The organism is Streptococcus sp. DD04 (assembly GCF_001578725.1).
Taxonomy (GTDB): domain Bacteria; phylum Bacillota; class Bacilli; order Lactobacillales; family Streptococcaceae; genus Streptococcus; species Streptococcus sinensis.
In genome coordinates, this window is the sequence record NZ_KQ968977.1 from 118,020 (window position 1) to 143,397 (window position 25,378).

25 protein-coding genes and 2 pseudogenes are annotated in these 25,378 nt (G+C 42.4%); 5 read left to right on the top strand and 22 right to left on the bottom strand.

Annotation, left to right across the window (positions count from 1 at the left end):
- The 15 genes and pseudogenes from STRDD04_RS03310 to STRDD04_RS03385 form a co-directional block, all read right to left on the bottom strand.
- Window positions 1–221 (bottom strand): radical SAM protein (locus STRDD04_RS03310; RefSeq protein ID WP_331710263.1); only part of this gene is annotated, 221 nt, incomplete at its 3' end.
- Between the two features lie 138 nt (window positions 222–359).
- Window positions 360–1,163, bottom strand: a complete 804-nt coding sequence (proC, locus tag STRDD04_RS03315; protein WP_062199322.1) for a pyrroline-5-carboxylate reductase — start codon at window positions 1,161–1,163, stop codon at window positions 360–362.
- Between the two features lie 2 nt (window positions 1,164–1,165).
- A complete protein-coding gene (locus STRDD04_RS03320) occupies window positions 1,166–2,428 on the bottom strand; it encodes a glutamate-5-semialdehyde dehydrogenase (RefSeq protein ID WP_062199324.1) in 1,263 nt (420 codons plus the stop codon).
- A gap of 21 nt (window positions 2,429–2,449) precedes the next feature.
- The gene (proB, locus tag STRDD04_RS03325; RefSeq protein WP_062199326.1) at window positions 2,450–3,559 is read right to left on the bottom strand and encodes a glutamate 5-kinase; all 1,110 of its coding nucleotides are present in this window, start codon (window positions 3,557–3,559) and stop codon (window positions 2,450–2,452) included.
- A gap of 145 nt (window positions 3,560–3,704) precedes the next feature.
- Complete coding sequence (locus STRDD04_RS03330; RefSeq protein WP_062199328.1) at window positions 3,705–4,601, bottom strand: RluA family pseudouridine synthase; 897 nt, start codon at window positions 4,599–4,601, stop codon at window positions 3,705–3,707.
- Window positions 4,591–5,052 (bottom strand): signal peptidase II, encoded by a 462-nt coding sequence (gene lspA / locus STRDD04_RS03335; RefSeq protein WP_062199330.1) that lies wholly within the window; start codon window positions 5,050–5,052, stop codon window positions 4,591–4,593. Before lspA ends, STRDD04_RS03330 begins: the two co-directional genes overlap by 11 nt.
- A complete protein-coding gene (locus STRDD04_RS03340; protein ID WP_062199332.1) occupies window positions 5,049–5,957 on the bottom strand; it encodes a LysR family transcriptional regulator in 909 nt (302 codons plus the stop codon). The genes lspA and STRDD04_RS03340 overlap by 4 nt, the downstream gene beginning before the upstream one ends.
- 648 nt (window positions 5,958–6,605) lie before the next feature.
- Window positions 6,606–7,562 carry an ABC transporter permease gene (locus STRDD04_RS03350; RefSeq protein WP_062199337.1) on the bottom strand — a complete coding sequence of 319 codons (957 nt, stop codon included), beginning with the start codon at window positions 7,560–7,562 and terminating at the stop codon, window positions 6,606–6,608.
- 1 nt (window position 7,563) lies between these two features.
- Window positions 7,564–8,658 carry an ABC transporter permease gene (locus STRDD04_RS03355; RefSeq protein WP_062199339.1) on the bottom strand — a complete coding sequence of 365 codons (1,095 nt, stop codon included), beginning with the start codon at window positions 8,656–8,658 and terminating at the stop codon, window positions 7,564–7,566.
- Window positions 8,659–8,671: 13 nt separating this feature from the next.
- Entirely contained in the window at window positions 8,672–10,186 is a 1,515-nt protein-coding gene (locus tag STRDD04_RS03360) for an ABC transporter ATP-binding protein (RefSeq protein ID WP_045497051.1), read from the bottom strand.
- 136 nt (window positions 10,187–10,322) lie between these two features.
- Entirely contained in the window at window positions 10,323–11,378 is a 1,056-nt protein-coding gene (locus STRDD04_RS03365) for a BMP family lipoprotein (protein WP_061911253.1), read from the bottom strand.
- 71 nt (window positions 11,379–11,449) lie between these two features.
- On the bottom strand, window positions 11,450–11,839 hold the full coding sequence (locus tag STRDD04_RS03370) for a cytidine deaminase (RefSeq protein ID WP_062199342.1): 390 nt from the start codon (window positions 11,837–11,839) through the stop codon (window positions 11,450–11,452).
- Window positions 11,826–12,488: a deoxyribose-phosphate aldolase gene (deoC, locus tag STRDD04_RS03375; protein WP_062199344.1), complete on the bottom strand. Its 663-nt coding sequence runs from the start codon at window positions 12,486–12,488 to the stop codon at window positions 11,826–11,828. The genes STRDD04_RS03370 and deoC overlap by 14 nt, the downstream gene beginning before the upstream one ends.
- A 17-nt stretch (window positions 12,489–12,505) precedes the next feature.
- The gene (locus STRDD04_RS03380; RefSeq protein ID WP_062199346.1) at window positions 12,506–13,783 is read right to left on the bottom strand and encodes a pyrimidine-nucleoside phosphorylase; all 1,278 of its coding nucleotides are present in this window, start codon (window positions 13,781–13,783) and stop codon (window positions 12,506–12,508) included.
- A 2-nt stretch (window positions 13,784–13,785) separates the two neighbouring features.
- Window positions 13,786–14,372: pseudogene (locus STRDD04_RS03385) on the bottom strand (class I SAM-dependent methyltransferase).
- Between the two features lie 93 nt (window positions 14,373–14,465).
- Between STRDD04_RS03385 and coaA the strand changes: the two are divergent.
- The 3 genes from coaA to STRDD04_RS03400 all read left to right on the top strand — a co-directional run bounded on the left by coaA (window position 14,466) and on the right by STRDD04_RS03400 (window position 16,274).
- The gene (gene coaA, locus STRDD04_RS03390) at window positions 14,466–15,386 is read left to right on the top strand and encodes a type I pantothenate kinase (RefSeq protein ID WP_062199348.1); all 921 of its coding nucleotides are present in this window, start codon (window positions 14,466–14,468) and stop codon (window positions 15,384–15,386) included.
- Between the two features lie 70 nt (window positions 15,387–15,456).
- The gene (gene rpsT, locus STRDD04_RS03395) at window positions 15,457–15,693 is read left to right on the top strand and encodes a 30S ribosomal protein S20 (RefSeq protein WP_001274000.1); all 237 of its coding nucleotides are present in this window, start codon (window positions 15,457–15,459) and stop codon (window positions 15,691–15,693) included.
- Between the two features lie 68 nt (window positions 15,694–15,761).
- Window positions 15,762–16,274, top strand: a complete 513-nt coding sequence (locus tag STRDD04_RS03400) for a DNA topology modulation protein (protein ID WP_062199350.1) — start codon at window positions 15,762–15,764, stop codon at window positions 16,272–16,274.
- 20 nt (window positions 16,275–16,294) lie between these two features.
- Here STRDD04_RS03400 and yaaA read toward each other — a convergent pair whose 3' ends face one another.
- Window positions 16,295–17,023 (bottom strand): peroxide stress protein YaaA, encoded by a 729-nt coding sequence (gene yaaA / locus STRDD04_RS03405; RefSeq protein ID WP_062199352.1) that lies wholly within the window; start codon window positions 17,021–17,023, stop codon window positions 16,295–16,297.
- A gap of 156 nt (window positions 17,024–17,179) precedes the next feature.
- Between yaaA and STRDD04_RS03410 the strand changes: the two genes are divergently transcribed.
- Both STRDD04_RS03410 and trhA read left to right on the top strand, forming a co-directional pair.
- Window positions 17,180–17,641 (top strand): DUF1836 domain-containing protein, encoded by a 462-nt coding sequence (locus STRDD04_RS03410; RefSeq protein ID WP_062199354.1) that lies wholly within the window; start codon window positions 17,180–17,182, stop codon window positions 17,639–17,641.
- A complete protein-coding gene (gene trhA / locus STRDD04_RS03415; protein WP_062199357.1) occupies window positions 17,625–18,272 on the top strand; it encodes a PAQR family membrane homeostasis protein TrhA in 648 nt (215 codons plus the stop codon). Before STRDD04_RS03410 ends, trhA begins: the two co-directional genes overlap by 17 nt.
- A gap of 188 nt (window positions 18,273–18,460) precedes the next feature.
- Here trhA and STRDD04_RS03420 read toward each other — a convergent pair whose 3' ends face one another.
- The 6 genes and pseudogenes from STRDD04_RS03420 to STRDD04_RS03445 form a co-directional block, all read right to left on the bottom strand.
- Window positions 18,461–19,666 carry an LPXTG cell wall anchor domain-containing protein gene (locus STRDD04_RS03420; RefSeq protein ID WP_062199359.1) on the bottom strand — a complete coding sequence of 402 codons (1,206 nt, stop codon included), beginning with the start codon at window positions 19,664–19,666 and terminating at the stop codon, window positions 18,461–18,463.
- Window positions 19,667–19,933: 267 nt separating this feature from the next.
- The gene (locus STRDD04_RS03425) at window positions 19,934–20,578 is read right to left on the bottom strand and encodes a recombinase family protein (protein WP_062199361.1); all 645 of its coding nucleotides are present in this window, start codon (window positions 20,576–20,578) and stop codon (window positions 19,934–19,936) included.
- A 129-nt stretch (window positions 20,579–20,707) separates the two neighbouring features.
- A pseudogene (locus tag STRDD04_RS03430) lies at window positions 20,708–21,103 on the bottom strand (recombinase family protein); the annotation flags it as partial.
- Window positions 21,104–21,249: 146 nt separating this feature from the next.
- Window positions 21,250–22,887 (bottom strand): ABC transporter permease family protein, encoded by a 1,638-nt coding sequence (locus STRDD04_RS03435; protein WP_062199363.1) that lies wholly within the window; start codon window positions 22,885–22,887, stop codon window positions 21,250–21,252.
- Window positions 22,877–23,620 (bottom strand): ABC transporter ATP-binding protein, encoded by a 744-nt coding sequence (locus STRDD04_RS03440; RefSeq protein ID WP_062199365.1) that lies wholly within the window; start codon window positions 23,618–23,620, stop codon window positions 22,877–22,879. Before STRDD04_RS03440 ends, STRDD04_RS03435 begins: the two co-directional genes overlap by 11 nt.
- Before the next feature lie 110 nt (window positions 23,621–23,730).
- Window positions 23,731–25,344, bottom strand: a complete 1,614-nt coding sequence (locus STRDD04_RS03445) for a M20/M25/M40 family metallo-hydrolase (RefSeq protein WP_062199366.1) — start codon at window positions 25,342–25,344, stop codon at window positions 23,731–23,733.
- Between the last annotated feature and the right edge of the window lie 34 nt (window positions 25,345–25,378).

Sequence of the window (25,378 nt, forward strand, 5' to 3'; positions counted from 1 at the left end):
AAAAAAGCCAACTGAGGCGCAGATAGAGCTGTCGGAGTCCCGCCACCGATATAGAGGGTGCGGAGCTTTTTGATGTCGTAAGAATGATACTCCTCAATCAAATGCTCCAGATAAGAATCCACTGGCTGATTCTTTATAAAAACCTTGGAAAAATCACAGTAATAACAAATCTGGGTACAAAAAGGAATGTGCACATAAGCAGAAGTCGGTTTGGTTTGCATAGTACTTATTATACCACAGTTTTAAAGAGAGGACTTATTTGATTATCAAACAAAGAAAAAAAGAGTGAGCCTGCAAAGACAAAAATTGTCCTCGCATGTCACACCTTTTCCTATAATCTAAAAAATTAAAGATTTAAATCATTTCTTCCCCAACTCCTGCGTCCTTTTGTAGGCAGCTTGAACGGCTTCCATGACCGTTCCTCTAAAGGCATTTTCTTCCAGACTAGCTACCCCGGCGATGGTCGAACCAGCCGGACTGCAGACTTGGTCTTTGAGTTGAGCCGGATGTTGTCCACTGACCTGACTTAGCTTGGCAGCGCCTAAGAGAGTTTGATTGGCCAGTTCAAGCGAAATGTCGCGACTGAGTCCTGCCCGCACCCCAGCATCCGCCAAAGCCTCTATAAAGAGATAGACGAAAGCTGGTCCACAGCCAGCAAGAGCTGTCGCTGCATCCAACTGTTTTTCCTCTAGTTTGACCAAAAGGCCAGCCGAAGACAGAAAATCACGCAACAAGTCTTCGTCCGTTTGATTCGCTTCTGGGGATAAAGCATAGGTAATAACACCTTCGCCAACAGCTACTGGTGTATTAGGCATCATCCGAATCCAACGATGGTGACTAGGTGTCAATTTTTCTAATAGCTCCAAGGGGAGACCAGCAGCCATCGAAACCAGCAGAAGAGACTCACGTTGTTCTAGAATTTCCCGATAATCAGCCAACAAGTCAGCAAATTGAGCTGGTTTGATACCCAGAAAAATTACTTCTGCCTGAGCAAAAACTTCTGCATTACTGACCGGTTGTCCACCAACTTCCGCAGCAATCTTTTCAGCCTTTTCAAGACTGCGATTAGCTAGGAGTAATTTGCTTCTATATCTTTCATCTTGGGCAACTAGGCGGGCGAGACTGCCGCCCATATTTCCCAGACCGATAAATCCAATTTTCATCATTATTTCCTCACTTGACCAGTCCCTTGGATGACGTATTTATAGCTAGTCAGCTCTTTCAGCCCCATAGGGCCTCTGGCATGCAGTTTTTGAGTAGAAATCCCCATTTCGCAACCAAGGCCAAATTGACCACCATCTGTAAAACGGGTTGAAGCATTGACATAAACTGCCGCACTATCCACCTGCTCTGTGAAGTAAGCTGCCGCTGAATCGTTCTCTGTCACAATGGCATCTGAGTGATGGGTGCTGTGAGCTTCAATATGCTCCACCGCTTCTTCCAGCGAAGAAACTAGCTTGACCGCTAAGACATAGTCCAAAAATTCGGTATCAAAATCTTCCGGTCTAGCTTGCGAGCCTGAGATATACTGAGCCGCTTTCTCATCCAAACGTAATTCAATAGTTTTTTCTTGCGCAGTAACACGATCAGTCACCAACATCTTCTGCAAACGTGGTAAAAATCTTTCTGCAATCTCTTCATGAACCAGCAGTACTTCCATGGCATTGCAGACTGAGGGACGACTGGTCTTGGCATTCTCAATAATCTCCAAAGCCTTATCTTGATCAGCATCCTTATCTACATAGATATGGACAATTCCAGTACCTGTCTCAATAACCGGCACAGTTGCATTCTCCACGACCGCCTGAATCAATCCAGCACCTCCACGAGGAATGAGCAAATCCAGATAGCCCTTGGCCTTCATCATAGCTTGAGCTGAAGCTCGGCTGGTATCAGAAACCATCTGGATACAATCCGGCGAAATCTTCGTCTGAGCCAAACCTTTTTTCAAAGCTGTGACAATAGCTAGCGCTGTCTGATAGGCATCCTTGCCGCTTCTGAGAACAACTGCGCTACCACTCTTTAGAGCTAAAGCAGCAGCGTCAGAGGTTACATTGGGCCGGCTTTCGTAGATAATCCCAATCACTCCCATAGCCACCCGCTTTTTACTGATGAAAAGGCCGTTCTCAAGCTCAGTCCTTTCTAAGACTTGCCCTACAGGATCCTCCAAGTCAATCAATTGGCGAATACCCTCTGCCATGGCCGCAATCCGATCCTCATTCAGATAGAGGCGGTCCAGCATCACATCTGAAATCCTACCTTTAGCTGCGGTCATATCCAATTCATTGGCTGCCAAAATATCCGTACGAGAAAGCCAGAGATGGTTTGCCATTTCTTCCAAAGCATGGTTTTTCTCAGCCGTTGTGGCCGTATTGATCGTCTTCTTAACTTTCTGAACCTTTTCAAAAATTGCTTGTGTTGAGGTCATCGCTTCTCCTTTCCTTGTCTTCTAAAATTCTGAGAATAGTTCATCCAACTCTGGCGTCAGAGAGATCCAGTCATCCCGATGAATCACGACACCCTTGGGTTTTTTGGACTTGAGCATATCTTTAAGAGCTGACTTGCCAAAACGCACGCGCCCTTTACCAAGAATAGCTCCGCTGCCTTCTTCATAAACTGTCACTGTATCCTGATAGGTAAAGCTACCTGATACAGATACAAGACCTGACACTAACAAACTTTTTCCATTATTTCTGAGAGCATCAGCTGCTCCTTGGTCTACATAGATTTCCCCTTGACTTTTGGCATAGAAAGCCAGCCATTGCTTCTGCGTTTTTAGCCCCTTTTCCTGGGCCAAAAAGAGGCTACCATCCTTGGTTTCTTCCGCAGCTTCCAGCAGAGCATCCGTCTTGAGCGAGGAGCAGATATAGACCGGAACTCCAGACATGGTCGCAAGCGTTGCAGCCTTAATCTTTGTCAGCATACCGCCAGTTCCATTGCTTGAACCCGCACCGCCTGCCATATCAATCAGCTCAGAGGTAATATTCTCAATCTTGTCAATCCTACGGGCATCTGGATTCGTGCTAGGGTTAGCTGTATAAAGTCCATCGACATCTGTCAAGAGCACCAAAAGGTCTGCCTGAACCATGGCTGCCACCTGTGCACTCAGCGTATCATTATCACCGACCTTAAGCTCCTCGATAGCAACCGTGTCATTTTCATTGATGATGGGAATAGCACCGCGATTCAGCAAGACAGACAAGGCCTGATGGGCATTCTTGTAACGCCGCTTGTCCGCAAAATCATCTTGTGTCAGAAGAATCTGTGCTGAAATGATTTGCTTCAAAAGAAGATTAGTCGTATATTCCTCCAAGAGTAAACCTTGTCCAACCGCAGCCGAAGCCTGTTTATCAGCCACCTTAGTCGGTCGCTTTTTAAAGCCTAGAGAAGAAAAACCTGCTGCAATAGCTCCTGATGAGACCAAGATTAACTCATGCCCTGCCTCGTGCAAGAGAGCCAACTGCCGAGTAATTTCCTTTACCTTGGCGCGTGACAGACTGCCATCTTCGTTTGTTAATGACGACGTACCCACCTTAAATACAATTCGCTTTGCTTTCATTGCCTCTTCCTTCTCTATTAGATTGTATTATTATACCACGAAATAGATTAAAAATACAGAAGATAAAAAACGGCTCTTTCGAGCCCTTGTTATCCATATCATTACTAAATTTTTTGAAAAGAGCACCTCAGCTAATTCAACAAATCTATTGCTGCCTCAGCTTTTCTAAAGTTTCTTGAAAAAGAGCTGGCGCTTCAGCTGTAAATTCCAACACTTCGCCAGTCCGAGGATGGGTGAAACCTAGAGTTCGCGCGTGCAGAAATTGACCATGCCCTTTCAGGGTCTTACGTGATCCATAAACCTCATCTCCAGCTACTGGATGACCAATGTAAGCCATGTGGACGCGGATTTGATGCGTCCGACCAGTCTCCAACTGTAGCTCAACCAGCGTATAGTCACCAAAACGTTCTAATACTTGGAAACGCGTCAGAGCAGGCTTACCCTTGGCTGTAACCGCCTGTTTCTTGCGGTCTTTTTCACTGCGGCCAATCGGCGCCTCAATCACTCCGCGGTCATTAGGCAGATTTCCATGCACAATAGCCCAGTATTTACGCAGGGATTTCTTATCCTTGAGCTCGTCTGCAAGTGCTAGATGCGCTTGGTCATTCTTGGCAATCATTAAAAGTCCAGAAGTATCCTTATCAATGCGATGGACAATCCCCGGACGCAGCACACCATTGATGCCAGAAAGGTCTTTGATGTGGTACATGAGAGCATTGACCAGAGTACCACTGGTATGACCAGCTGAAGGATGAACCACCATGCCTTGGGGTTTGTTGACGACGGCTACATCCTCATCCTGATAGACGATTTCTAGCGGAAGATCCTCTGCTACATACTCTACCTCTTCTAGCTCTGGCACTTCATAGCTGATGACATCACCTTCTTTGACAGCATACTTGGCTTTTTTAGCCTGTCCATTGACCAAAATCTGACCGTTTTTAATCTGCTCATTGGCCAAACTACGTGACAACTCAGTGAAATCTGCCACCGCCTTATCCAACCGTAGACCAGCAGTTGCTGCATCAATTTTAAATTCCATCTTTTTCTTCCTTCAAAATTACCAGTAATAAAATCGCTACTCCAACAGTCAGGTACATATCCGCTACGTTAAAAATAGCAAAATTGACAAAATCCAACTGGAACATATCCACTACAAATCCTCGTTGAATCCGGTCAATAAAATTCCCCAATCCACCAGCTATAACCAGGATCAGCCCAGACAGCATCCATTTGGACGCTTGAATATTCTTAATCAAATACCAAATAGCCGCTCCAATCACGATACAAGTGACTAAGGCGAAAAACCACTGCTGATTTTCCATTATAGAAAAGGCGGCACCGGTATTTTGCAGATAGGTCAAACTGACAAGTTTAGGAATAAACTTCCTGACCTGTCCTAAGGAAAAATTGGAGACAATATAATACTTGACTGCCTGATCAAGGACAATCAAGAGAATAACTAAAAAAGGAATGGCAATCTTTCGTTTCATACTTCTCTTTTCTGTGCAAAATATTCTTTCATAACAGCTACAAAAGCCTCACCGACTGGGCTTAGCTCCACTTCTTCTCGCTTGACATAGACCATGCGATTGTCTAGATCATCTTTCAGTTTAATGACAGTAATCCCATTTACACTATCGCTGTCCAAGAAACCGGAACCTGTTGCATAAGCATCCGTTCTCTCCAAAATCCCATTCAGCGTAGCCCGATCCGTCACATTAAACATCTGTGAACTGTCGCTGGTATCAACAAAGTTCTCCGAATAGTAGAGATATTCATCCTTTTCCTGTGTGAAGCGAACCGTCGGCAAATCTGCCAAGTCTTCCATGACCAGCTCCTCTTTTTGAGTCAAAGGATGTTCCTCTCGCAAGTAAATGTGGGTCTGGAAAGGAATCAGCTCAATGACCTCCAAGCCTAGCTTTTCTATCCGCTGCATGATACCCTTGCTATTCTGATTGTTGAGATAAATGATCCCAATCTCGCTGTGGCCTTGGGCTACCTCGTCCAAGATCTGCACGGTCGTAGACTCGAAAATCCGAAAATTCTTGTAGTCAGGATAGTTCTGAGAAAACTCCGTAATCAAAGGCGGCAAAAAGTCATAGTGTTGACTGGCAATGGAAAATTCATCCTTTTCCTCTTCGGGATTGGCATATTGATTTTGGAAAACATCGAAGCCTTTGACCAATTCCTGAGCCCTCTCGTAAAATTCCATACCTCGCCGAGTCAGAAAAGTTCCGCTGCTAGTCCGGCGAAAAATCTTGAAGCCTAGCTCTTTCTCCAAATCTCGCACCGCGATAGACAGGCTGGGCTGGCTGACATACATTTTTTCTGCTGCTTCGCGAAAGGTTCCACTGTTGGCAATGGCCACCACATAACGCAATTGTTGAATATTCATTATTAAAACCTTCTTCACATATCTTTTAATTATATCACAAGTTCATTCAAATAAACAAATTCTTGATACATCCACACAATGAAAAGACCGTTCTCAAATAAGAGTCTCAGAGTTGAAAATGACACTTCTTGGTTTATACCATTAATTTTTGCAGATGGCAGAATGTCTAAGGGATAGTTAAAAAATAAAACACAAGTTAGCAGACATTTTTCTTTGATTTTCTCCGTCTCTAAACTAGGAGCTGAACACTGGAAGAGCATAGAAGACTTCTGTCTGATATTTGAATACGTTGAATCAGTTTAGCTTAGCTGACTTGAAAAAGTTAGATCTTTAGAAAAAGATTAGTATGTGGCAAAAAATATTATTTGATCACGATTTATGAAACATATAAAACCGTTTGATGTAATAAATAGTGATTCACAAGTTTATCCAGAAGAAACTCTCATGCATTTGTTCTGGAAATCCACTCTAACGAATGGATAAAAAAATCCATTATTCTCATGTTAAGAATAATGGATTTTTAATAGGTATCTGTCCCCAAAACACTATTTTGGGCTAATTAACAAGTTCATTTCATCATCATTCGCATTGAAACGTGACAATCTTTTCGTCATGCCTCATTCAAGCGATGGATTTCTTTTTTGATGATTACTTAGACTTGATATAGTTGATACCATCCGCTTTCGGAGCAACAGCTTTACCGAAGAATGCCGCAAGGACTACAATCGTCAATACGTAAGGCGCAATCTGCAGATAAACTGTCGGTACCTTTGAAAGGAGAGGCAACTGGTTTCCGATAACCGCCAAACTTTGGGAAGCTCCAAAGAAGAGACTAGCCAACATCGCACCGATAGGGCTCCATTTACCAAAAATCATGGCTGCCAAGGCGATAAAGCCTGGTCCTACGATAGTAGTGACAGCAAAGTTAACAGAGATTGACTGAGCGTAAATAGCTCCACCAATACCGCCGAGCAAACCAGAAATCATGACACCGCAATAGCGCATGAGGTAAACATTGATTCCAAGTGTATCTGCTGCCTGCGGATGCTCTCCGACTGAGCGAAGTCGCAGTCCAAATTTAGTCTTGAACATAATAAACCAAGCTAAGAAAGAGAAGGCAACGGCCAAATATCCCATCAAACTTGTGTGTTTGAAGAAAATTTCTCCTATGACTGGAATATCAGATAGGACAGGGAAATTAAACTTCCCGAATGAACGCTGAATATTGTCAGTCTGCCCCTTGTTATAAATCGCTTTAACAAGGAAAACTGCCAAGGCTGGTGCTAGCAAGTTTAGAACAGTACCACTGACAACGTGGTCTGCGCGGAAGTTAATGGTTGCTACAGCATGGATAAGAGAAAAGAGCACTCCGACCAAACCAGCAGCAAACAAGGAAAGCCACGGAGTCAAGTTGCCAAAACTACTTTCGAAAGTCAAGTTAAAGAGAACGCCTGTAAATGCTCCCATTACCATGATCCCTTCCAAACCGACGTTGACGACCCCAGCATGCTCTGAATAAGCTCCACCGATACTTGTGAAAATCAAGGGAGCCGCATAAATCAGCATAGATGATACTAATAAACCTAATACCGTTACAATATTCATCCTAGTTTCCTCCCTTCACTTTTTTAGCTTCCTGCTTACGATTTTTAAACAATTCAAAGACAGTCTTACCAGTCATACGCTCAATCAAATAATGGGCGCTGACAAAGAAGATGATAGAAGCTGTTACAATATTCACCAATTCTGTCGGAATCTGAGCCACGTTCATACCTGGCGCACCGACACTTAAAACTGCAAAGAGGAAAGCCGCAAAAAGGATACCAACTGGAGAATTGGCTGCTAAAAGGCTAACCGCCATACCATTGAATCCGACACTTAGAGAGCCACCTTGCACAAAGACATTCTGATAAGTACCTAGTCCTTCTACTACTCCTCCAAGTCCTGCAAGGGCGCCAGAAATAATCATAGACAAAATAATGGTCCGTTTAGAAGACATCCCTGCGTATTCAGATGCATTCGGGTTCAGCCCTACAGCGCGGATTTCAAAGCCAAGCGTTGTTTTCTTCAGCATATACCAGATCAGCACAACTGCAATCAAAGCAAAGAAAATACCAATATTCATACGAGAGTTAGCTGTCAAACTTCTCAGCCATTCTGTTTGATAAATAGCATTGGCTCCAACACGCTTACTAGAGTCAACACTCTGCATCACAGATTTTGGAAAACTGCGGATAAAAGCATTTCCAACGAAGAGGACGATATAGTTCATCATAATGGTAACGATGACTTCACTCGTTCCCAGATAGGCGCGTAGAATTCCTGGAATAGCACCAATAATCCCACCAGCTACTGCAGCAATGACTACAGTTGCTAACAACATCAGAGGGCGAGGTAGGTCAGGGAAGGAAAGGGCAAACCAACCAGCCAGAATCCAACCGGCCAAGGCCTGTCCTGGAAGTCCGACATTGAAAAATCCAGCCCGACTAGCCACGGCAAAACCCAGACCAATGAGAACTAGAGGTCCCATCGACCGAGAAATTTCACCCAAACTTCTCAAAGAACCGAATGCTGTTTTAAAGAGGGATTCATATCCCCAGATGGCATCATAGCCAAAGATAGCCATGACAATCGCTCCCAATAAAATCCCCAAAAGAACTGAGATTAAGGGAACTGCAATCTGCTGTGTTTTCTTAGACATTTGAATCTCCCTTCTAAATCTTACCACCAGCCATGAGAATACCAAGTTCTTGCTTATTGGTTTTCTCTGGAGTCACAATTCCTTGAATCTTGCCATCATGGATAACGGCGATTCTGTCAGAAAGATTGAGTATTTCATCTAGCTCAAAGCTGACAACAAGTACTGCCTTACCTTGAGTACGCTCCTCAATCAAGCGTTTATGGATGTACTCAATTGCTCCGACATCAAGTCCACGAGTAGGCTGACTAACGATCAACAAATCTGGATCACGATCCACTTCCCGAGCAATGATAGCCTTCTGCTGGTTTCCTCCTGAGAGGGCTGAAGCAGGTACATACTCGCTAGCTGCCCGCACGTCAAACTCTTTCATCAGATTGCACGCGTAAGAGTAAATATTATTGTAATTCAAGATGCCGTTTTTGCTAAGTGGTTCCTTGTAGTAAGTCTGCAAAGCAATATTTTCAGAAATGGACATCTGCAGCACCAAACCATCGCGATGGCGGTCTTCAGGGACGTGGCTGACCTTCATCTCTGTAATCTGACGTGGTTTCTTACCAATAACAGACTGGTTCTTGATCAAAATTTCACCCGAGCTTGCTTTTCTAAGTCCTGTAATAGCTTGAATCAACTCAGTCTGACCATTTCCATCAATTCCTGCAATCCCAACGATTTCACCAGCACGAACATCCAGTGAAAGTCCTTTAACAGCTGGAACGCCGCGATTCTCTTCAACGACAAGATTCTTGATTGAAAGAACTGTTTCTTGCGGATTAGAAGGTTTCTTCTCAGTCTTGAAGGAAACAGCACGTCCAACCATCATTTCCGCCAAGTCTTGGTTGGTTGCACCTGCAATTTCAACTGTTTCGATCGATTTTCCTCGACGAATAACGGTCACTCGGTCAGAAACTGCACGAATTTCATCTAACTTATGGGTAATAAGAATGATAGACTTACCTTCCTTGACCAAGTTTTTCATGATTTTCATCAATTCATCAATCTCAGATGGTGTCAAAACAGCTGTTGGTTCGTCAAAGATTAGGATATCTGCACCACGGTAAAGGGTCTTCAAAATTTCAACACGTTGTTGGGCTCCAACAGAAATATCCTCAATCTTGGCAGATGGATCGACCGACAAACCATATTTCTTAGACAAACGCTTAATTTCTTGCGTAGCGCGTTTCAAGTCTAAGATACCATTTTTTGTAATCTCACTTCCAAGAATAATATTTTCAGCAACAGTGAAGGCTTCCACAAGCATAAAGTGCTGATGCACCATCCCGATACCAAGTGAGGCCGCCTTTGATGGAGAGTCCAGCTTAACTGGCTTTCCGTTTACTACAATCTCACCACTAGTCGGCTCAAGTAGGCCGGCCAACATATTCATCAAGGTTGACTTCCCGGCACCATTTTCTCCTAAAAGAGCGTGAATTTCACCTTTTCGGAGTTCCAAATTGATTTTATCATTGGCTACAAATTCACCAAAAATCTTGGTAATTTCTCGCATTTCAATGACATTTTCATGTGTCATGGCTCTTTCCTTTCCAGAATTTCATTTTATGTCGATATAACCTTCTCGGACTCCGATCCTAGTAGGCTTAATCGATGCAAAGGCGTCAGAATTTAAAAATGAGCGACCCTAGTAGGTCGGATCGCTCAACATTCAATTATTTATCAGGAACTGTGATGCTACCGTCAAGGATTTTAGCTTTTGCTTCTTCAACAGCTTTTTTAGCATCTTCAGAAAGGTTGGTTGTTGTCAAATCAACACCGCCGTCTTTCAAACCAAAGGTTGTAGTTTTACCACCTGGGAATTTACCTTTAGCTGTTTGGTTAGCAATGTCTTGGACAGTCTTACCAACTTGTTTCAAGCTTGATGCCAAAACAAAGTTAGATTCTTTACCATCTTTAGATTTGTATTTACCTTCTTCAGTTTGGTCACGGTCAACACCAAGAACCCAAACCTTTTCATTTTCATTTCTTGTTTCGTTGATTGACTTAGCTTCGTTAAATACTCCAGCACCAGTACCACCAGCTACTTGGTAAACAACATCCGCACCGCCAGCATAGTGAGCAGCAGCAATTGTTTTACCTTTAGCTGCATCGCCGAATGAGCCAGCATAGTCCACTTTAATCTTGATAGATGGATCAACTGATTTCACACCAGCTTCGAAACCTTTTTCAAAACGTGTGATAACTGCACCTTCTATACCACCTATGAAACCAACTTGTTTTGTCTTAGTAGTTTTTGCAGCTGCAACACCAGCAAGGTAAGCTGCTTCATTATCTGCAAAGACTGCTGAAGCAACATTCTTTTGACCTTCAATCACATCGTCAATAATAACGTAGTTAATACTTGAATTATCTTTTGCAGCAGATTCAACGGCATCACGAAGGGCAAAACCGATACCAAATACTAGGTTGTAACCATCCGTAGCAGCTTGGTTTAGGTTGTTCGCGTATTGTGACTCGTCTGTTGATTGGAAGTAAGTATAGCCGTTATCTTTTGAAAGGCCATTTTCTTTACCCCAAGCTTGCAAACCTTCCCATGCAGATTGGTTAAATGACTTATCATCAACACCACCTGTATCGGTTACGATAGCAGCTTTTAAATCAGTTTTAGCGTTAGAGCTATCTGATTTAGACGCACGATTCCCACATGCAGCAAGTCCGATTGCTGCGACAGACACTAGACCAAGACCTAGCCATTGTTTCTTGTTCATTTCTGAACCTCCTATATAAGATGTGCAACTTAGTTGCAAGTTTAATTTTGGTCAGTTGACCAGCAACAGACTCAAGTTAAGTCTGTAAAAGAGTATGGAAGTAACTCCTTGACCGTCATCACGACCGTCGATTTATCTTTAGCGACCAAGGTCACTGGTAAATCCTTCTTAAAAAACTCTGCCATTACTTGGCGGCAGGCACCACACGGGGAGATCGGTTTTTCCGTTTCTCCGTAAACAATTAATTCCTCAAAGTCTAAAAAGCCTTCAGAAACAGCTTTAAAAATGGCTGTTCGCTCTGCACAATTGGTCAAGCCGAAACTAGCATTTTCGATATTGACACCTGTGAAAACTTGTCCATTTTTAGCTACTAAAACAGCTCCGACAGGGAAATGAGAGTATGGAACATAGGCATTCTTCGTGGTTTCTACAACTAAATCAATCAAATTAGTAGTCGCCATTAGCCACGTCTCCCTCCATAATCGCTACACCAGAGGATGCTCCAATGCGAGTCGCACCAGCTTTGATAAATGCAAGTGCATCTTCGTAAGAACGGGCACCGCCAGAAGCCTTGACTCCCATATTTGGCCCAACTGTCTTACGCATCAAAGCTACATCTGCAACGGTTGCACCACCAGTTGAGAAACCAGTGGATGTCTTGACAAAATCCGCACCAGCTTTCTGAGCAATTTGGCAAGCTTTGACTTTCTCATCTTCTGTCAACAGGCAGGTCTCAATAATGACCTTGACCAAAGTTCCTTTTGCAGCCTCAACAACAGCTCGGATATCCTTTTCGACCAATTCATAATCCTGAGACTTTAAGGCACCGATATTAATAACCATATCAATCTCGTCAGCCCCGTTTTGAATCGCATCTTCGGCTTCAAAAGCCTTCACTTCAGGAGTATTGGCTCCCAAAGGAAAGCCGATAACAGTACAAACCTTGACATCTGTCCCCTTCAGTGCCTGAGCAGCAAACGCCACCCAAGTCGGATTGACACAGACACTAGCAAAGTCGTGCTCTGTAGCCTCTTCGATCAAATTCATTATCTGCTCCTGACTTGCATCAGGTTTCAAAAGCGTATGGTCAATGTATTTGTTTAGTTTCATATCAAATCCTCCTAAAGTTAAGCGATTACTTCAATGATTTCGCTTACTTTAGCGCTGTCATTTCCTATTCTAACATTTTTTTCAAATTCTGTAACTAGTTTTTGTGAAATTTTTGCATTTGCATAAATTTTTGCAATAATTTCACCAACTTCAACTTTTTCTCCGACTTTCTTTTCAAAAATAATTCCTGTTTCATAGTCCAAGTCGTCAGATTTGACGGCTCGACCTGCTCCTAATCTCATCGCAAACAAGCCAAATTCCATAGCTGGAAGCTCTGTGATATAACCAGATCTCTCTGCTCTCACTTCAGCCACATAAGCCGCCTGGGATGGTCGATACAAGTCCTCTAGATCTCCACCTTGAGCCGCAATCATCTCTTCAAATTTTTTCAATGCTGCTCCATTTGTCAAATGTTCTCTGATTTCAGAAACAGATTTCTCAACATTTGCCAAATTAAGCATGATCCGAGCAAGCTCACAGATAAATTCCGTAATATCTTCGCGTCCTTGTCCTTGAAGGATTTCCAGTGCTTCCAAGATTTCCAAACGATTGCCAATGCTAGTGCCCAAAGGCTGACTCATGTCCGTAATAACTGCAACCGTCCTGCGTCCGACCGCCTTGCCCAAGTCAACCATAGTACGGGCTAGGACACGGGCATCCTCTAGACTTTTCATAAAAGCACCCTCACCAACGGTCACATCCAGCAAAATGCTGTCTGCGCCAGCGGCGATTTTCTTACTCATCACTGAGCTGGCAATCAAAGGAATCGTATCGACCGTAGCTGTCACATCGCGTAGGGCATAGAGGAGCTTGTCTGCCTTGACTAGCTTGTCTGACTGGCCAATCACAGACAGGCCGATGTCTTGAACCTGCTTGATGAAATCTTCCTGACTGCGCTCCACTTGGTAGCCTTTGACAGACTCTAGCTTGTCTATGGTACCGCCAGTATGACCCAGTCCACGACCGCTCATCTTGGCAACTGGCACTCCAAAACTAGCTACTAAAGGGGCCAAAATCAAAGTTACCTTATCCCCCACTCCGCCGGTCGAATGCTTGTCTACCTTAATCCCTGAAATGGCTGACAGGTCAAACTGCTGGCCTGTTCCCACCATAGCCATGGTCAAATCAGAAATTTCTCTAGTAGTCATTCCCTTAAAATAAACAGCCATAGCAAAGGCAGACATCTGGTAATCTGGCACTGTTCCAGCCACATAGCCCTCAATCAACCACTCAATCTCTTGGCTGGACAACTCCAGTCCATCACGTTTCTTTTGAATAATATCAACTGCTCTCATCATCACTTCTCACTTCTAAGGATATAATATCCCTTGTCTTTTTTAAAATTTCACAATTCCCAAAAACCTCTTCCATCTTGGCTTTGGCGCTAGGAGCTCCTTGCTTTTTCTGAATGACAATCGTCAAATCTCCGTCATCCAGCAAATGATTGTAGCTGCCTGAAATAACCTCGTGTACCACCCTCTTACCAGCCCTAATCGGCGGATTACTGATAATATGCTGAAATTTTCCTGTCACATTTTCATAGACATTAGATTGGAAAATTTCGGCAGACACCTGATTCGCTTCCGCATTTTTCCGCGTCAAGTCTAAAGCCCGCTGATTGATATCCACTAGAGTGACCTTTAGAGTCTGCGCTTTAGCCAGGGTCAAGCCCAGAGTTCCGTACCCACAGCCGACATCCAGTAAGGTTTCTCCTTTTCCAAAATCCAGAGTAGATAAAAGAACTCGACTGCCATAGTCGATCATTTTTTTGCTAAAGACACCAGCATCCGTTAAAAAGGTCATCTGTTGTCCTAATAGTTCCACTTTTAATTCATGAATGTCATGTTTGGCATCCGGATTTTCTGCAAAATACATTTTAGTCATAAAACCATTTTATCATAAATTTTCTAGATTTGTAAATCGTTTTCATTTCTCCAAAAGTATGTTATACTAAAATCCATCATATAGGAGTAACTTATGACAAACGAATTTCTTCATTTTGAAAAAATCAGCCGCCACACATGGCAGAATCTGCATCGCAAAACAAATCCACCGCTCACTGAAGCAGAGCTCGACTCTATTAAAAGTTTCAATGATAAAATCAGCCTTCAGGACGTGACTGATATTTATCTGCCACTGACAAATTTAATTCAGATTTACAAGCGTGCCAAGGAAGACCTTGCCTTTTCAAAAGGAATTTTTCTGCAAAAAGAAAGCAAAAAACAGCCCTTTATCATCGGAGTATCTGGCAGCGTTGCCGTTGGAAAGTCAACCACCAGCCGGCTGCTACAAATCCTCCTATCGCGGACATTTTCAAATGCATCGGTCGAACTGGTTACAACAGATGGATTTCTCTACCCCAATCAAACCCTGATTGAAGCAGGAATTTTAAATCGCAAGGGCTTTCCAGAAAGTTACAATATGGAGCTGCTCCTTGACTTCCTAGACACCATCAAAAATGGTCAGGATTATCAAATCCCTGTTTATTCGCATGAAATTTATGATATTGTCCCAAATGAAAAGCAAGAAATCAAGGCTGCTGACTTTGTCATTGTGGAGGGAATCAATGTTTTCCAAAATCCACAGAACGAACGCCTGTATATGTCCGACTTTTTTGACTTTTCTATCTATGTAGATGCCGAAGTTGACAATATCGAATCTTGGTATTTGGATCGCTTTAAAAAAATGCTGTCTCTAGCTGAAAACGACCAAACCAACTACTATTATCGCTTCACAACCCAGTCCGATGAAGAAGTTATGGCTTTCGCGCAAAATATATGGAAAACAATTAATCTCGTCAATCTGCTGGACTACATCGAGCCCACTCGTAACCGAGCTGAGATTATTTTACACAAAGCAGAAAACCATGAAATTGATGAAATCTATCTAAAAAAATAATTTAGGCTTGTCAAATCAAAACTTTTCATATATAATTAGATAGTTAGTATTTTCAATGGAGGTGAATAACTTGGCAAACATTAAGTCAGCTATCAAACGCGCTGAATTGAACGTGAAACAAAACGAAAAAAACTCAGCTCAAAAATCAGCTATGCGTACTGCAATTAAAGCATTTGAAGCAAACCCGTCTGAAGAACTTTTCCGTGCTGCTAGCTCAGCTATCGATAAAGCAGAAACTAAAGGTTTGATCCACAAAAACAAAGCAAGCCGCGACAAAGCACGTCTTTCAGCTAAACTTGCTAAATAATGCGCCACGCATGCAAAGGGAGCTCTGAGGAGCTTTTTTTGTTGCACATTAAACAAAGGAGACTTCTAATGAAAATTGCTATCATTGGCTACTCGGGTTCAGGAAAATCAACCTTGGACCAGCATTTAGGATCATACTACCAACTTCCCGTCCTTCATCTGGACACGATTCAGTTTGAAGAAGACTGGCAGACTCGTAGTCAAGACCAAGTCAAGGCTGATTTAGCAGATTTCCTCCAGCAAAATCAATCCTGGGTCATTGATGGCAACTACTCTTGGTGTTTTTATGAAAGGCGGATGAAAGAGGCTGACCAAATCATCTTTCTGAACTTTTCTCGCTGGAGCTGCCTCTATCGCGCTTTCAAACGCTACCTAAAATACCGAAATCAGGTACGAGAGAGTATGGCTCCTGGCTGTACCGAAAGACTGGATTGGGAATTTATCCGCTGGATCCTCTGGGATGGCCGAACAAAAACGACCAAAAGTCACTATCAAAAAGTTCGTCAGACCTATCCTGAGAAATTTATCGAATTGCAGAATCAAGTGCAATTATCAGACTATGTAAAAGCTTCACTTAGCTGAAAACCAAGTGAAGCTATTTCTTATTCTTCCTTTACAAAGACGAATTCTTTGTCGTCCGATAGGTCAGCTCGAAAGGCAAAACCTGCAAAAGAGAGCTGTTTGATTTGCTCAAGTTTATCGACCTGCGCTTCCATCAAATCAGTCAAAAACTGCCCACGCGCCTTTTTGGAAATGGTAGAATGACTTTTGAGTTTGCCAGCCTTTTCCTCTAAGAATTTAAAACGAAGCATCTTCTCTCTGACCGATTTTTCAAAAACATCCTCAAATTCACTAGACAATAGAGAAAGCAGCATATCTTCATCCGCTACTGCTTTTGTATAATCGTCCCGCCAAAATTTTTTCAGCGTTTGACCATTGGGCTTTAGCCCCACCAAAAAGTCCAGCCGATGAGGAGCAATCGGACTAAGGGCAGGAATGACCCCATATAGACTAGAAGTTAAAAGCAAATGCTCTTGAATGTAGGATTTTTCCTCTTGTGTCCAATCTTTTCGCTTGATATTGCGATACATGAGCCCGTCAAATAAGAGCAAAGCTGGGTAAGTCTCCGCTTCATTTTTGCTCAGATTTTGAATCCGCTGGTATTCTATTTCAGCCATTTGCGGACTGATTTTGTATAATTTTTCCAGATCCTTGGCTGAGAATTTCAACAACTCTTCTATTATAATTTTGCTTTTAGGCGTTAACTGGGAGTGACCCAGCGAGCTCTGCTTTTCATTCATTTCTTTAGCAGTTGGGATTAAAATCTTCATACTTACTCTTTCTAACGTTGGACTGCGAGTCTGCATTCCTACTTTACTTTATTAATGATTATAGCAGATTTTATCAAACATGGATTTATTCTTGACTTTGTTTTTTAAAAATGATATTATCTAGTTATCAAGACTAGATATAAGAGAGATTGAAATTTGGAAACAACAATTCTTTTTCCAAGATGGGATGAATTACCTGATCTTGAACTATATTTGGACCAAGTCCTGCTCTATGTCAATAACGTCTGCAAGCCTGCTTTCACCGCTTCGGACAAGGGACTGACCGCATCAATGATCAATAACTATGTTAAACATGCCTATCTTGATAAACCCTTAAAGAAAAAATACAATCGCCAGCAAGTTGCCCGTTTGATTGCCATTACAAGCTTAAAAACTGTTTTTTCTATTCAGGATATTGCAGCTACTTTGGATATGCTGAATGCCCAAACCCAGTCTGAAAAGCTTTACAATGACTTTGTAGATTACATGAATGGACAGAAACTTGAAGTGACTCCAATCATTGCCAGTGCCTGTCAGACCGTCAAGCTCTACCAGCAAACCCTAGCCTTTATCCAAGTACCCAAAAAGGAGGAAAATAACGATGAACTACGCGCTTAAACTCAGTAAAAAACTCTCTTTTGGAGAGGAAATTGCCAATGCTGTTACCCATGCCGTCGGAGCTGTTTTGATGCTGATTCTCCTTCCGATTTCTGCTGTTTACAGCTATGAAAGGCATGGCCTAGTCTCTGCTATCGGTACTTCTATCTTTGTCATCAGCCTTTTCCTCATGTTTCTCTCCTCCACCATTTACCACTCCATGTCCTATGGCTCGACCCACAAATATATTCTGCGGATTATCGACCACTCCATGATCTACATTGCCATCGCTGGCAGCTATACTCCCGTCGTCCTTTCGCTCATGAATGACTGGCGGGGCTATCTGATTATCGCAATTCAGTGGGGCACGACTATCTTCGGCATTCTCTACAAAATCTTTGCCAAGAAGGTCAATGAGAAATTCAGCCTGGCCCTTTATCTGATTATGGGCTGGCTGGTGATCTTTATCATCCCACAGATTATCGGACAGACTGGACCAGTGTTTTGGGGACTTATGCTAGCAGGCGGTCTTTGTTACACAGTCGGCGCTGGTTTTTATGCTAAAAAGAAGCCCTACTTCCACATGATTTGGCATCTCTTCATCCTAGCTGCTTCTGCTCTCCAGTACTTGGCTATTGTTTATTTCATGTAGAAAGCTACCAACTAGATAGTCTGACACTCAGCAGTCTAAAAGTAATCTGAGTTCACACATCTTATAGGTAAACTAAATAAAAAGACGGTCATATTTGAACCGTCTTTTCAATATATTATTCACCAAGTGAATCTTTACAAAGCAACAATTAGGTTTTATCTATAATAACCATTTCAAAACTTTAGATATTAGTGACGTTCGTGTCTCCCTTTATAGCGTTTCTTAGTCAAACCTAAACTAGAAAGGAGTCCTACACCTAGGAATCCTAGGCTAGAAACGGCTTCACCAGTATTGGGGAGTTTGTTTTTAGTCTCTTCTTTTTTATCTTCGGTCGCTTTAGGCTTCACAGTTTCAGGCTTCTGGCTTTGATCTGAAGCTTTGCTGTTGTCAGCAGGTTTTTCACCTTCTGGCTGTTTTGCGGCACCTTTATCCGCAGGCTTTTGGTTATCTGCTGGATTTTCGGCCTTGCCGTCACCTTTGCCGTTGTCGCTAGGTTTAGCTTGTCCACCCTTATTATCGTTGCCAGGTTGTGGCGCTGGTTTAGGGTCAGGCTGTGGTTCTGGCTCTGGCTTTGGTTGCGGAGTTGGGGTTGGATCAGGTTGCGGAGTTGGGTCTGGCGTAGGATTAGGGCTAGGCTGTGGAGTTGGTTTTGGATCAGGTTGGGGCTGAGCAATAGCTGTGTAATAATAATATAAATATTGATCACCCGTGACCCCATATTCAGGTAGCCCCTTCTGGTAGCTTACTTTATACGGAAGGCTAACATCTCTCCCCTGAATGTCATCAGAGGAAGAGTGATATCGTGCTTTATTAGTAGCATGATATCCTTCAATCTCTGGAGCAGTTGCAATATACGTGCCTCCCTGTTCAATTGAAACCGTATTTTCAGGAAGAAGAGATTTGAAAGTCCCCTCTTCCCGAAAATACAAGTGCAATTTGGAAATATTAGCCGGAACAACATTCTCTTCCGTCACTGGTGGAACGGGAGTTGGAGTCGGCGCTGGTTTAGGGTCAGGCGTTGGCACTGGATCCGGCTGATCCACCTTTTCATAAAGAAAACTAGTTCCACTCAGCCCCTTTTCAACTTCATTATAACTGATGGATCTAGTGTCGTCAAATGCTTTCCAACCCTCGATTTGCTTGGGGATCAAATCTCTTTGCTCTCCCGGGTTAATCAATATCGTATCCCTCGGTGATATCTCTGTGACAGTTTCAATGTCTAGATATCCGATAGTGAACGGCAGCGGCTGTTTTTCCGCTGCCGGAGCAACCGTTTCAACCGCTGGGGCGTTATCACCAGCAACATCATCAGCAGTAACAGTAGCTGCTGAAGTAGTAGCCGCTAAAACAGCTACTGAAAGCAATACAATTCCGTATTTAGCAATATTTTTCATTTGTTTTTCCTCCGTTTTTTGTTTTTGAAAGTCTAAACTTTTTCTCCCCAAATAACCTCTGCTACAAGGCGTTTGGTGGATTCTAATGGACGAACGTCAAATAGAACGCTTAAAAAACAAAAATGCTAGCTTCAAAAAGGCGCAAAACCTGATGAAACCAGCATTTAGAAAATGAATTTTTCAATCTTTGAGAATTCTAACAAACGTTCGTCTGCTAGAATGTTTTGACAGTCTTATTCTACCATTTTATCTCATAAATGCAAGCACTTAGAGGGTATTTTTTGATTTTGTTTTTATGTTATTGCGCTTTAAGATATTATAAAGGGTGGCCGTGGATATGTTGGAAGTTTGAGAAATCTCTTTAATCGTTAGATTTGACTGTTGATATAGCTGAATAACTTCTTTTTCCTTAGTTTTAGAAATTCCTTTATTGCCTAATTTAACACCTCGTTCCTTGGCTTTACGTAAACCGTCTTTGGTTCTGGAGCGTATAGCTTCTAGTTCCATCTCTGCAACATATCCTAGAATAACAACCAGTAATTTGCCAGTTAGCGAGTCTGTCGCAATATTTTCTTTTAGGCTGATTAATTGAATATCATGAATAGTTAGGTCGTCCAAAATATTTACTAGAGTAAACATTTTCCTAGTTAGTCTATCTAACTTGTAAACGACTAGCGAGACCTGTTTGTTGAGTCGCTTAAGTTCTTTAGCTAGTTTTAAAGCCTTAAGTAGCTGAACTCGGTTATCTTGAGATCCTGAATCTTTTTCGATAAAAAGTATATCACAAGACTTCAGAGCTTCTTTCTGAACCTCTAGACCTAACTCTTGGCGGTTATCCGTGGAGCTGACACGAGCATAACCGATTTTGATTTCCCGTAGATCCTTGAATTTATTGATATAGTATTTGGTCACGATTATCTCCTTGTTTAACCTAGCCTTGCCATTGTAGCAGAGGTAGGTTCAGTTTAACAAGAATTTAGGGGAAAGAAAAAGTACAAATAAGAGTTTGATTGGCTATTTTTTTAGAAATTTGTAAATAATTTATAGGATGTTTTTTCGGTTGATTTGGATATTATTTCTCTTGGGAACGCTGTAAATAGTGGCGGTAGAAATATTGAGGCGACTGGCAATCTTTCGCACAGATAATTCTCTTTGTAGGTATTCCTTGATTATTTGTTTTTCTTTAGTTCGAGATAGACCTTTGTTGCCGAGTCTCACACCTTTTTCTTTAGCTTTACGAAGTCCGTCTTTTGTGCGGTCTGAAATAGCCTGAAGTTCCCATTCCGCCACATATCCCAGCATTAAGCAAAAGAATTTACCAGTTAAAGAATCTGTCTCAATATTTTCATGAAGAGATTGAAGGCGAATATCATGATTGTTTAAATCTTCAATAATAGCGGAGAGGTGAAACATTTTTCTGGTAAAGACGCTAATCTTTGTATCATCATAAAAGGCCTAGAAACACATTTTTTAGAAACGTTCTTCTAAGCCTTTTTGAAATAGTTATTTGGAATATGACTCTACTCAGAATGTGTTTTGCCAGACCTCATATTTCTGATATTTTCTAAGCATCTCAGTACTTTTTAATAAAAACTGGCGATTTCCTTATCGAGTCGCCTCATGTAGTCTCGATAGGTCAGATAAGATATGAGGCCGGAAACAAGAATCAATACCGCCGAAAGGAAATAAAGGACGGTGAGAGGTAGGAAGTAGGAAATCATATAGAAAAGCCCTATCACAATGATAATTCCAAAAGTAAATAAGAGAGCCAACAGCGTTTTCCCCATACTGTTATCCCGATTCATCAACTCGTTGACATTGGACCAGTTGGTCACCAAGTGTTTGTAGTCTCTATGATAGCCCCAAGCACTCCATGCTAGACTAGCCATAAACCAAGTCAGTAGCATAGCGAGAAGAGTCACCAGATGGATATGAAATAGAAGACTGGTCACAAAAAGGAGAATCACTGGCAAAATGGATTGAATAGCAAAAAGATACCAGAATTTGAGACGAATATATTTTCTCAAATCAAAAGGCAAAACTTTCAGATAATCAAAATTTTCCCTCTCTAAAGATAAACCGATAGAGGTCAGATTATTACCCCCTGAATTGAGCGTGGCGATAAACATAGATAGAAAGATAAGCGGGAGCAAATACCGTGGAATCAGAAAGGGACTAATATCCAAGCCTGCATTGATTGTCCCCATGACCATACTAAAAATAATGATATAGGGAATCAGTGCCGACATAAAGAGGGCCTGTAAAACGACTGAACCTTCACTCAGCAGCCGAAGATGATAGCGCCACACAAATTTCTTGAAATTTTTAGCCTCATCCATATTGATATCATGCACGCGCTCACGTTTTCCTCCTGCTGCACCCGTCATCAAGGCTGCCTCATAAAATTCTGGTATCACCTTGAACTTGACCAGTAAAAAGAGAAAGGCTGCTACGGCGAGCCAAGCTAAAATTCCTAAAACCGCAGTCAAGCTGAAAGGATTGATAATAAAGTCGTAAAAGGCCACAACTGGCGGGAAATATGGCGTGGCCATTGTGTTACTTGCGATACTACGGCTATTCATCTGATTGATAAAGATATAGAGTCCTACCGAACCTAGGGAAACAAGCCCTAGAATCACATTGGATAGGATGGTCTTATACTTTCTAAAGAAGGCTGTCTTGGTGATAAAATGCACCAAAATCAAAATGACAAAGGTCAAAACCGAACTTAAAATCACAATCGAAATCAAGGCCATAGGAAGACCGACTAAAGGATTTCCACCTTGAAGGCCTAACACAATGAAATAGCTATACATCGGCAGAATTGCAATCAAGAGTGTCAGGACAACAGAGATGCTCTTTCCGATAATGATTTCTGATTCACTAAAGGCATAGGGCCTATAGGACTGCAAATCCTTGCTTTCATAAAAGACATTATAGAAAACGAGGAATCCCTGCGACATGGAAAACATGGCAAATATGGAGACCATATTGGCAAAAAGGCCCGGATTTCCTACCATGCGATTGAAAGCACTCATGATACCAAAGATGAATAGGTAGACCAACCCCAAAATCAAGTACATTCGAATAGCCTGCAGGGAGACATTGACCTTGACCTCTGGATTCTTTGCCTGCTTCTTGCGGTATTGCTGCAACTGCGAAGCTTGGATAGCATAGAGAATATTGATATCAACTAATTTTTTAATCGCTTTAAGGCGCATCTGGACTCACCTCTTCTCTGCGGCCTGCCAAACCTAGATAGATAGCTTCGAGGGACTGTTCGGGATGTTGACCTTTCAATTCTTCAATCGTGCCATAGAATATTAGCTCTCCTTTTTTGAGAATGGCAATCTTATCGCATAGTTGCTCAGCCACTTCTAAAACGTGGGTTGAAAAAAGAACAGTATTCCCTTTATTGGCATGCTCACGCATCATCTGCTTAAGATCAAAAGCTGCCTGAGGATCCAGTCCCGTCAAAGGCTCATCTAAAACCCAGATATCTGGATCAGACAAAAGGGCACCAATGACAAAAACCTTCTGCCGCATACCGTGTGAAAATGACTCAATCACTTCATAACGATGGCCGGCAAAATCAAAAATAGCCAGCAACTCACCCAAACGAGCTTCTACTTCTGCCGTGGTCATATCGTAGGAAGTCGCCACTAGCTCCCAAAATTCATTGGCTGTCAGACGTAAGAAAAGATCAGGAGAATCGGCTACATAACCGATTTTTTTCTTGATTTCTAGACGATTACTGGATAGCTCCTTGCCGTCCACAAAAATTTGTCCTTGTGTCGGATTGATGACACTGACCAAGGATTTAATGGTCGTTGACTTACCCGCTCCATTGTGACCGATCAGACCGACAATCTCACCGCTTTCCAGGGTCAGATTCAGGTGGTTGAGCGCTAGCTTGCCATCATAGTCTTTTGTAACATCTCTAAATTCAATCATGAGAAACTCCTTTACTATGTTTTGAGCTTATTATACTATCTTAAAACTTATTTGTCTTAAAATGAGCGAAAAAGTTCGGATTTTGCTTTAAAACAAGCCAGAACCATCCTTTAAACCTTGAAAGATTGAGTATTTTCCAGCAGATAGAGCAGGAAATTAGGAATGGTTTCCAGCATATCCTGCTCATAGACACGCTCAGTTAGCTGATGCAGGTCCTTGCCCCATGGGCCTAGATTGATGCCGGGGATATGATTGGAAGCAATTTCTGAAAAATCAAGTTGGTAAAGATTCTCCTGTACAGGCATACTGGCAATCAGGTCTTGGTATTCAGCGGCAGGCTTCTCCAAGGCACAGTAACTAAGGTCACAGATTCCCATGAAGAATTCGTCTACTTGTAGTTGACAGCCAGCTTCCTTCTCCAGATAATCCCGATAAAGTTGGACAACCTTATCAATCACAATCGGACTGTCTGACAGACGCCGACAATTCATGGATGGATAGTAAGGTGGCGCAATCGCTAGGATCACCAAAGCTTCCTTACGGTCGTAGAAATCTAAAACTTTCTGGATATTTTGAATGCTGATTTCCTGATAGGATGCACCGTCTTGCAAGTCTTGCTGTGCTTCCTCATAAATCTGCTGCAAAGTTTCTTCAAAACCGATTTTTTCTTGGCATTCTTGCAGTAATTCCTGATAGGTCAGCACGCGCGGTTTTGAGACAACCTTATTTTCTTGATAGACTTTCTGAAGCTGACAGTAGTTTTGATAAAATCCATCCACTGCTTCTTGACTGAGACTCTTAATGGTCGCCAGCAGCTCACTTGGACTCTTTTCTAGATAAAGGACGCTGAAATAGCCGGCTGCACGCAACACGGTTGACACATCGTAATTTTCCTTCAAATCGCGCAGATAGGACCAAGATGGTAGGGGCGAACGTTCGCCATAGGCCATGTCAGATAGAGCCGGATTGAGATCAATTTTTTCAGCAACTTTGGCCAGCAAGGACAGGGCATTGATCCCCTTGAGCGGCTCTTTCATGTGAGAAAGGATACCCTGAGTCACGACAACTGGCATTAACTTGCCGACTGTTCCTATATGAAGCACCTTTTCCTCCGCTGACTGGCTTTCAAAAGGCTCAGAATCCACAGCCAGAAGGTAATGAAGCTGAAATCTCTCCTTCAAATCAGCCAGCAAAGCTGTTGCTGCCCGCATGCCTTGAGAATAGGATTCCTCATCTCCGACAGACAAATAGAGCAAATTAACCTGACCAGACTGTCTTTGGCTGTATTCTTCCACCACACCTAACTGCAAGGCCAGAGCAGCCTTCATGTCACAGGAGCCCCGACCGAATTGCCATTTATCCGAAGCAATATCTGCTAAAACAGCTGGGTCTGAAGATATAGAAGGCAATTTCTCTTTCAGGGCCTGATTATCAAAAGCCCAGTCTTTGAGACTGCCAAAATCCTCAATATCCACTGTATCATGATGATGAAAAAGAATTACGGTGTCAGCCGTGTCCTGCTTGACCAAAGCCCAATTGACACTGCGGTTATAAAAATCATTTGGAATCTGATAGCAGCCAAACAGCTCTGGATGCTTCTGAAAATAGGGAATCTTTCCAATCCGCTCCTGAAGAAAGGCCTCAATCTCCCGCTCAGAACCAGTATGGGTAAAACTTTCAATCGCCATACTTTGGTCAAAAATATCTTGAATATGATTTTTCATTCTTTCTACCCCTATATTGCCGGCACTCCTTACA